We start from the raw sequence: 9,624 nt of genomic DNA, 5'->3' as shown, positions 1-9,624 counted from the left end.
AGCGAAAAGCGAAAAGCGAGAAATCTTACTTCAGTTTCCATTGATAAGAAAAGAAAAACCGCCCGAAGGCGGTTTTTTTATTTATTGAGAATCGACGCTTCAATGATGGTTGCTAAGTATGGGTCTCTAATCCAAGTTACCAAACGTTCTGTACGCTCTTCTGGTTTCAGTTTTGCCCAGTTGACGTACATATCTTTATCAACTTTATAGCTTGGGTCTTCACAATCAGAAAAATAAGATAACTCATCTACATTTTTGTACTGCCTGCCCAACGACATCTCAAAGCTTCCAAGTTTAAACGGCGTTTTTTCCGCTGTATTACGTTGTACTAGAGAGGACACCTTTAGAACTGCTTCTTGGAATCGACCAGATGTCGAGACAACGGGTCCAAATGGTCGAAGCCCCTTGATTTCTTGCCCGTTCAGCGCTTTAAATGCGAACTCGAAACGAGACGCATAGACCACCTTACCATCGAAATCTTCATCCATGTCTATGTTGGATAGAGCCTCAGAGACAAAATCTGCGTCTATATTTTTGTTAACCACATCGCTGTCATCTAGCGTCCATTTAGAACCGTCCTTCTTAATTATCCCAATATAAGTAAGGTTACTTAGATACTCAGGACCAGCGGTAGTTTCAGATCCAAATACGGCTTCATTATCAAAAGTGGTTGAGAGCTTTAGTGAAACTGGAACACTCTGCCATTCAAGATCTTGGCCCTGATACGACTCTTTTCTGTGCTTGCCACCAATGAGCATAACTTCCATAGCGAATGACTTATTCGAAGTCCAATCAAAGCCTTTTAGCTCATCTGCAGTAGTGAACATACTGTCCTCGTTCATAAACTGTCGTTTATTCCCGTAGTTGACCGCAATCGCACTGTGCTTAATGTCATCGATAACAGGCTTTGTCGGGCCTTTATGAACTTTACTATGTAAGACAAAATCTAGCGTTAACAAATCTTTCTCTGACACACTATTTCCGTTCGCCAAAAAGCCCGATTTAGCAGAGAGTGTATAGTTATGGTTTGTATCAACCCCTACAGGAATCTGTCTAGGTGACGTAATAAATCGTCCGACTGTCTTGTCCACTCGTACTGGTAGCTTATAGTTGCTTCCAGAGAGAGTGAACTCATAGGTCATATTTTTGAAGCCACCGCTGTTTACATATTCTTTGAGTACATCTTGTTGGGAGTCAATTTTTATCACCTGCCCAAAAATCGGACCGAGAGCAACTTTAGATAAATAGCCACTATAATCAACTAAATCATGCTTGGCGATCAAAGGCTTCACACCAGAGAAGACATCATCACCAAAGTAAAAATACGGCTCAAACTCACAACCAATCAGGACTTTGCCGTCTGCTTTTTCCGCCTCAAAAAATTCGGCCAACTCACCTTTGGGGTCTACACTAAACTCTTCGTGTTTCATCGGTTTGAACATCAAATTAAACTTAGGCCCACTGGTATTAAGTAAACCATCAGTACGCTGATAAGACATCTCACACTGAAACACATTTGACGTCATCTGTTTCAGACTTTGTTTGCCTAACACCATTTGCCACTTCAAACGGTGGAAAGGCGATAATCGCACCTTTTTATTTGCTTTTAATCGTACCTTCTCCCACTCATCAAAGGTGACCCATTTGGAGTTGTCATGAGGCTCAGAGACTAATAACCTAACGAACCCTAGGTCCTCTTCTGATAATTTTTTAGACTCAACATTAAATTGTGTAGCAAACTCGACTAAGCCTCGTTGTTGATCACGATTATAGAGCTTGTCTTGCACAGGAAACGCGACATTAAACGCCCCAGAAACATCTTTCCTTTTTGGAGCAATATAGTTGGCTTTATTACGAGTGATGACTTGTTCAGCGATTTCTTCACCGTAACTTTCAATTAGTTGCTTGTGTCCCTCACGACGCATGAGTTCTTGGAGCCACAAGTTACACAAATTTTCTTTTAACTCTGTGTTTAATACCCAGCCATCGGTTTCGATATATCGCTGAATGTATTCATCGATGGCTAGTGTTCGCCACTGTTCTGTGAACTCTTGTTCGCCCTCAGAACAAGCTCTTTGAATCAAAAGCACCAAACCATTAATAGCAAGTGCCCGGCGTTGATAGCGCTTAATCAGCTCCTTTGCACCCGTAGCTTTTCCTAAGTGCTCAACTAACGCATCTGATGACGTAAAATACACCTCAGTCAATTGCGTATTAATCTCAGCCAATGAATCAATAATCTCTGTGGTTTCATGGCTAAGTTGTTCAATTGCAGATACGCTTTTTCTAACCTCGTTGTAAGAAGACAAGTAATAATCAAAGAGTGCAGAGTCAAGCAACTGGGCACCACTCATCAGCATTTTTCCGCCTTCTTTGACAACGAAAAAGCCTCTTGCTGCCTGCCCTATTATCGGAACATAGCAAGCCATACCAACGATCATCTCGAAGATAGCTAGTTTGAGCTCTTTTGCAACTGCTTCTTCTCCCAAGTTCGCATTTAACTGAGCTAAACGCGCTTGCTCCATAGCCTTAAAGCCGAGTCGACTCGGTGGAATTCTCGCCGCAAACTCTTGGAGGTAGATTCGAACCTCAACACGTCGGTTAATATTAAGTTGCGCGTTTTCGCGTTTGATTTCGTTGTTTGGTACCTCGACTATTGGTCGACGTTCGCCAAAGAATCGAATATCACTGACTGAAGAAAAGAACTCAGCAACATGCTGCGCTCGCTGTTGCGAAAGGTTTTGGTTATATTCTGAATCACCGTTTTGACAGGCATGCCCTTCGATTTCAACAACGGCATTTGGAATCTTAGATAATTCTTTATCGACAGCAGATAGATATGACAAGTGCGGGGCTTGAACCTGGTTGTTATCAAAAGGAAAAACCAAGCGTAAACCAGCACCTTTATGGTCTTTAACAAACATTGCACTGTCTTCAGCAACGTCATTAGGAATGCTGTCAGTAAACGTTACATTGTCGCCTAACTTATCTATGATTTGCTTAAGTAGTAATTCCCCGCTCTTCAGACTTTCTTTCCAGACTGGTACCCAGTTCAGATAATCGCGTGATACCTGCTCAAAATAACTTTTCCTGAGTTTAGCTTTCTCTTCTGCTAAGCGTAATTGCTCGCTTTTGTCAGTGATCTCTTTTATCTCATAGAAAGTGTTAATTGCATTGAGCCCAGCACCAGCAAAGGGCGACAAAAAGCTTTTGACACTGCCGTTACCTGTCAACCACGTTCTAGCAGCACTCCCCGCCACAACGTGGGCATTACCATTTCTCGCGGGTTCAATAACCTTAGTAAAGAACTTACTTTTATCAAACCCTTTCTCTTTGAGAAGCGTTTTTAAGCCCACTTGAGCTGCACGCTCAGATTCCGATGCTACTTGGCGTAAATCTTGAAGAGTTTGGTAAGCTGCTGCAGTCGCCGATACCCCAAATGAAAACTCTAATGCAGAAATCATGGCTGGGGGTAAAGCGCCCTTGTCTACTTGCCCCCAAAACGTATTTGCTAAACTTCCAATCACATCATGTTTACTTGACGGGTTTTGATGAATATTAATGCCAGCATTGACCAAACTTGGTGTAACTTTTGTTCCAATCTCCCACAGTGCAGCACTCATACTGGCGGTCGTTCCACTATTCTCTAAGTTTTCAAGCTCCCCCATTCGGAAGGCTTGTAGAGCTTTAAACTGCGTAGGAAATTGGTATATCAAAGACTCTTCAAGTGAGATCATGTCGCCCGCAACAACCGCAATCTTACCAAACGGTGTAGTTTGGCTAAGCGTGATGTACTCTCGTAGCTCGTAACTGACTTTAGTAACGATACCGAAATCATCGTACTCTTTGGTTACATTGGTGGCATTCTGCGCAAATTCGGGAATTTCAACTCCAAGCTTCTGGTCGAAAATCACCTCAATGGTGTACATGCCATTAGTAAAAACGTCCGACGCCAACGGAAACAAAGCTATTGGACGACGCGAAACGCTGGCTTCATCAAGTTGTGCTTGCGTTATGATTTTTTCATCTTGCAGGTTGAGATGCTGTCCGGTCTCCTCATCAAAACGAGTGACTTTAACAATTGCATCAGCATACTCTTGTGTTGAGAATGCTACAGCGAGAAATGAAAAAGTCGGCACGATAAAGCCACGAATTGGCTTATCTTCAGGAACAGAGTCATACCATTTGTTATATGTAACTTGCTCATCAGTTAGTGCTTGAGTGCCCGCTTCATATTTAGGCGCAAGTTGTGAACGCTTTACTTCTGTGACAGCGTATTCCACTTTTTTTTCAAGCGAGTTAAGCGCTTGATCACCGCCATACCCCTTTAGCTTTTCTAAGATAGAGGCAAGGTCTGCACACGCCTTTTTTATTGGGCGAGCCTTACTCTGCGCACCAATCGCTAACTCTGTCAGCATTGACCATTCGGGAAAAGACAACTTATACGTCTTCTGCGTTAATTCATGTACTGGCGAGCGCAGTGCCAAAACCTGATTGATATTGGTTTTTTGGTTTTTCTGCGTTGAATCACCCAGCACATGTAAACGGCCTAAATCGTCTGTCGCCCAAAGGGCTGCGCTTTCCTTACCTAAATTTATGGCAATGGGAAGCCGTGACATAGGGCGAACATTTTTCAACTCTTCCAATGAGGTCAGGTCTTTTTCAATATTGAGTGCTTTATATCGAGGGTTCTGTGCATCTCCAACATTAGGAAAATCGACACCAAACAAATAGATGTCTGTCGGTAAATGCTTAAAGTCATTACTCATCGCTATCTACCTCCAGAAAACGCCCACCATTAGCATCAGCGTTGTAAAGTACAGGTGTTTTTGCAATTCGACCCGATTGAACCACTTTCCAGCCTTGTGCGCCTTCGCCATTCATCTTATATCGGTAATCTGGCCCATAACGCCTGATCATTATTAAAGCTGTGCCAGTTTGTGTCTCATTACCGTTATTACTAATGTTATCAACTTCCGCATAAACTTTCTTTTCATCTCCGTCATTAGAAAACGCAAGCCAAGTTTTATCCTGTACGTTGATCAGCACCTTACGATACGAGTTTATTCCCCATACATATTTACCATTGGGGCTGATAGCAATTTGGCGGTAGATGCGCTTCTCAATATCGACGGAGTCTTCAAACTCTTTTTCAGGCAAAATAGTGTATAAGCGTTTGAGTGTCTTTGCGTCATAAACCCCCACCCCCAAGCCCGCAGCATTGATTAACTTGCCATCTACAATGACCGTATCTTCAGACAACGGTACATCTACCTCTTCTTTGGTTCCCGTCGCAAGTGTGTATTTAAAACGTTTAAAACCATCTGAGAAATAGATGTAGCTAGAATCATCCGCCCAGACCAGATATGGCTTGGTACTCGCGCTGCCCAGTTGAATGGTCTGCTGCGTTTCTAAGTCAAAGATCGCCTTTATCAAAGGCCCACCAAAACTATAGGCATAAGCCACATAACGATTATTGGGGGAACGACTCGTTACATAGTTCTGTGGTGACGCTGTACTTGGTATATCATCTGTGACTAAGCGTAAATCTGTCCCATCAATTTTCATGCTCCAAATTTTGTAGCCATTTTCGTATTCATTTACGAGAGGGTCTCGAGAGCTGACATTATTCCACCAAAACTGAATACGAGGTTTGTCATAGGAGCTTGCATCAGATAAATCTTCACGAGGCCACTCTTTTGCACGGCGAACCGCGTAGCCCGGTTTGACAGGAACCGTGCCTGGATATTCTGGCTTGGACAGATCTTCAGAGTAAACAATAAAGTTGTGCTCACTTTGCCATTGGCAGCGTGGTCCTATCACTTCTTTACGTTCAAGTGATGTCGCTTGAGCAACGTTATAACAAGCCTTTTGAGCGGGTTCTTTTTCTACGGATTGTGTTGTTGCAGTATTCGAAGTTTGATTACTTTCGTCACCACAGCCTGTTAATAACATAGCTGTCGACAGAAGCATGATACTTAACGTTGTTCGTTTCATTTTATAATAGTTCCGTGAGTTCAATGTCTTGATAAATTACTGACATTAAGACCGTTTTATCTGAGTTATGAGATCGGCAATGACGGGTTAGATTGACCCTTTTAACTTCTGGTAACCAACCACTAAACACGACTTCTTTACAATACTGATCAACAAACTCAGCCTCGCGCAAAAAAATCTTTTGGCTCCATGTCTCATCAACACACGTCAGTTGGAAAAAATCATCCGGTTGATCGCACTGAGGGTTACTTTTATACGTTATTACAATGCCTTCACTTGGTGAGTTAACAACAGCAGCAGCAACACCTTGCTCGTTTTGGCTGATGATATTGTAATCTGATTTGCTTGGCGCTTGAGTATCTAGATTCGGCAGCGAAATCACAGGTTCGGAGCTCGCATCAAAGTTATGAGCAGAAGAATAATCACTGAGGTCTACTTTAATCGCTTTCTCGTTATTCCCGCTCTTTAATTCATTGAGTTGCTGAGTATTGAGTTGAGCCCGAGAATAATAAAGAGCAACATCACTTTGTACGCTGCCGTTTATTTTGTATGGAAGCCAAATATGAGGCAAAGGAACACCAAGCGGCTCTCTCTTTGTTTTACTTCCAGCCTTAAATGGACTCAACTCGGTTTGAAGTAATTCTCTGTATGTTTCGCCTTCATTAGGCCAATCAGCAACCACTACCTCAACTTCTTCTCCCGTAAGACCAAAAACACGGGCGCAAGCGTATTCGTCCAACACACCCTCATAGACTTTTTTACCGTCTTGGTACAGTTGAAACGCTTCCCCTGACAGAAATGCTTCGGAGTCTTCATCATATAAGCTGATATCGACCGATCTTTGAGGCGAGGACTTAGTGCTTTGGTAGAGCGATAGATCGACATCAGAAAAGCGTCCGTCGTTTTGAACTTGGATTTCTCGCCAAACTTCTGATTGCCAAACGAAATAAATATAACCGCGATCAATAGATACATACCCTGAATCACTCTTATGAACTGGAACTACTGGCACCAACACGTTATCCCACTCATCCATCTGCGTCTCTTTATCAACGGGTTGCAGGTCTTCGGCGAGTTTAAGCAAGATTGGCTGAGGTTGGTCGGAACAAGGGATTTTGATATAGAGCGTTTTGCCCTCAGCTTCGAGATCTTTAAACGTCGCGAGGCTGCGGTGTTTGTTTTCTGTATCGGCCTTGCCTACAGTAACTTTTTCTTTTTGAGCGTCCGTTTTACCCAACATCAAACATGCTGCATTACTAGACCACTGCCCTGCAAACTCGACAACGATTTTTTGATCTGGGCTTGGCTCAGAAGGTACATGCGTGTAACTACGGACCAAAGCAACATCGTCAGTAACCTGCTTGTAGCCCGCTTTAAAAACTTTGCTTTCATTCGAAGCTGACACAGAGTCAACGAGTGTTTTAAGTCTAGGAAAACTTTGCAACTGAGAGTCTGTTAGTGGCGACCTACGAGCAAAGGAAGACAATGAGACCCAACTGCCTTTCCCAAGTTCGGCTCTGATCGCTGCTAGCAATCCGCTGGTCGTTTTTTTAGAAGAAAAAGAAATCTTTTGCGCAAACTCTTTAGGGAGGTTTCTAAGGATGTCATCTGAATTTCGCAAACGCGAAAGCTGCCCTATACACTCGTCTGGTGTAAGAACATAAGATAGCTCGCTGGAGGATAGCTTCGAGCTAGGTATAAATTTGCAAACTAAATGCATTTGAATTCTCCACAACCAACATCGTAAATATGGTTGCGGTGACATTTAAGCTGATAAGGCTTACAAGTACGATTTGGTGCGCTAATGCTACTAATTTAATTTATAACATTCAATCACATAGAAAAATCAACAAATAAGCTAAAAGCCAACCAAAAGACACATTCGCTAGCAAATAAGTCATTTTAACTACAGATAAAGACAAAATAACTAGACATTGAAATCAAAAAGAAGGATTCAAATAAAAGGAATTTTTTTATTTTTGGGCAGAAGTTAACAGTTTCGATACAGACAATAAGAGAGCGAAGAAAGGCTCTAAAGCAATGACCTTCCTCAGTAACAATAAATAATAGAATTGCTACTGAGGAAGTATGAATAAAAAAAGGTGAGTGCGTGTCACACCCACAAAAACGCGTAACCGCTTTGATGTGATGCTAGGCTGGTGTCACTTCATTACGATTACACAACTGTCAGGTAGTACCCTACCTTATGCAGAACTCTATACTTGGGGTATAGCGATGGATGTAACTATATAATATTGCGACATATTCTCAACGTGGCATATTCACCACCACATTCTGGAATTGACCACCACAATCACACCAACACCATCTAAAAACAAAATAGATATAGTCATTCTAGATATTTGACCTTGTATAAAGACCATCAAATCATCTGTCGCAATTATTAGAAAAAGCTAATCATTTGACTTAGATCACTTAACACCAAATAAAAAGAAAGCGAGCTAAATGCTCGCTTTGTATTACGCAACCTTTTTCAAGGCTATATCTTCCTTATCTCTATACAGATAATCTGGAACGATAAGCACTTTAACGACAGTGCTCGAATAGTTAAATGTCGTGTTGACCTCAGTAGCACTTGCGGATAGCGAATTGGTGCCATTTGCATAGACAGTAATAGTGCCCTCTTTCAAAGAAGACAAATCAAGATCAACGGTCCATGTTCCATCACTGAGCACAGATGCATTACCAGTAGTTGGCTTATCATCAGCATCAACAGCTCTGATTTCTATTACTTCACCCTGTTTAAAGCGAGTACTTGTTCCATTAACAGTTACTGTTGTATTACCAGACACATCACTGATGGTTCCCATAGTGATCGTTGGTGTAATTGGCATTGAGTGGCTGCTGTCATCTGCGCCTGTGTTACCAGACAAATCTTGGTAGTCTTTCACCACCAAACCTACGGTCAGCTCTGACGTGACGGGCACGACAACGTCCCCAGTCCAGACTTTCGCATCCGCTGTCTTAGTCAGTGTGAAGGCGGAACCACCCAGCTCTGCACTCGCTGCTTGCAGCGCTTTATCGAACTCCAGTGTGACCGTGACATTTTGCCCTTCCAACTGGTGCGTTGGATTGAAGGTCGCACTGGTCAAGGTTGGCAATTCCTGCGATAGCGTTAAGGTGCTCGTTTCTGTGACCTCGACATTGGAGGCGTTGGTCCCCGTTACCACCACGTTGTAGGCGCCATTTGTCTCACCACTGATGTCCATCGCGTTGCTCGTCCAAGCCCCGCCGCTTTGCACCGTGGCATTGCTGCTCACGATAGGCGTTTCACTGCCTTGCGCTTTGATTTCTACGCTCACCGTTTGGCCTTCAAAGCGTGTTGACGTCCCCGCAATCTGCAATGAAGCCGCATTTGTTCCATCCACATTGCCTACTGGCGTGATCGCCAAGATTGGCGTGATTGGCATTGAGTGGCTGCTGTCATCTGCGCCTGTGTTACCAGACAAGTCTTGGTAGTCTTTCACCACCAAACCTACGGTCAACCCTGACGTGACGGGCACGACAACGTCACCAGTCCAGACTTTCGCATCCGCTGTCTTAGTCAGTGTGAAGGCGGAACCACCCAGCTCTGCACTTGCCGCTTGCAGCGCTTTATCGAACTCC

Annotated in this window: 4 protein-coding genes; all 4 read right to left on the bottom strand. The window is 43.2% G+C overall.

Annotation, left to right across the window (positions count from 1 at the left end):
• Positions 1–77: 77 nt before the first annotated feature.
• On the bottom strand, positions 78–4,769 hold the full coding sequence (locus KIT90_RS26740) for an OmpA family protein (protein ID WP_285379608.1): 4,692 nt from the start codon (positions 4,767–4,769) through the stop codon (positions 78–80).
• The gene (locus KIT90_RS26735; RefSeq protein ID WP_038893414.1) at positions 4,762–5,997 is read right to left on the bottom strand and encodes a hypothetical protein; all 1,236 of its coding nucleotides are present in this window, start codon (positions 5,995–5,997) and stop codon (positions 4,762–4,764) included. The genes KIT90_RS26740 and KIT90_RS26735 overlap by 8 nt, the downstream gene beginning before the upstream one ends.
• A 1-nt stretch (position 5,998) precedes the next feature.
• Positions 5,999–7,717, bottom strand: a complete 1,719-nt coding sequence (locus tag KIT90_RS26730) for a hypothetical protein (RefSeq protein ID WP_285379606.1) — start codon at positions 7,715–7,717, stop codon at positions 5,999–6,001.
• Between the two features lie 760 nt (positions 7,718–8,477).
• Positions 8,478–9,624 (bottom strand): tandem large repeat (locus tag KIT90_RS26725; RefSeq protein WP_285379604.1); only part of this gene is annotated, 1,147 nt, incomplete at its 5' end.

This window comes from Vibrio sp. B172a, from assembly GCF_030248355.1.
Taxonomy (GTDB): domain Bacteria; phylum Pseudomonadota; class Gammaproteobacteria; order Enterobacterales; family Vibrionaceae; genus Vibrio; species Vibrio owensii.
The sequence above is the reverse complement of the archived record's forward strand: the minus strand, read 5'-3'. Positions and strand labels throughout refer to the sequence as shown.

Coding starts and splice junctions, on each gene's coding strand:
- KIT90_RS26740 (WP_285379608.1), bottom strand. CDS start 4,769: ATGAGTAATGACTTTAAGCATTTACCGACAGACATCTATTTGTTTGGT.
- KIT90_RS26735 (WP_038893414.1), bottom strand. CDS start 5,997: ATGAAACGAACAACGTTAAGTATCATGCTTCTGTCGACAGCTATGTTA.
- KIT90_RS26730 (WP_285379606.1), bottom strand. CDS start 7,717: ATGCATTTAGTTTGCAAATTTATACCTAGCTCGAAGCTATCCTCCAGC.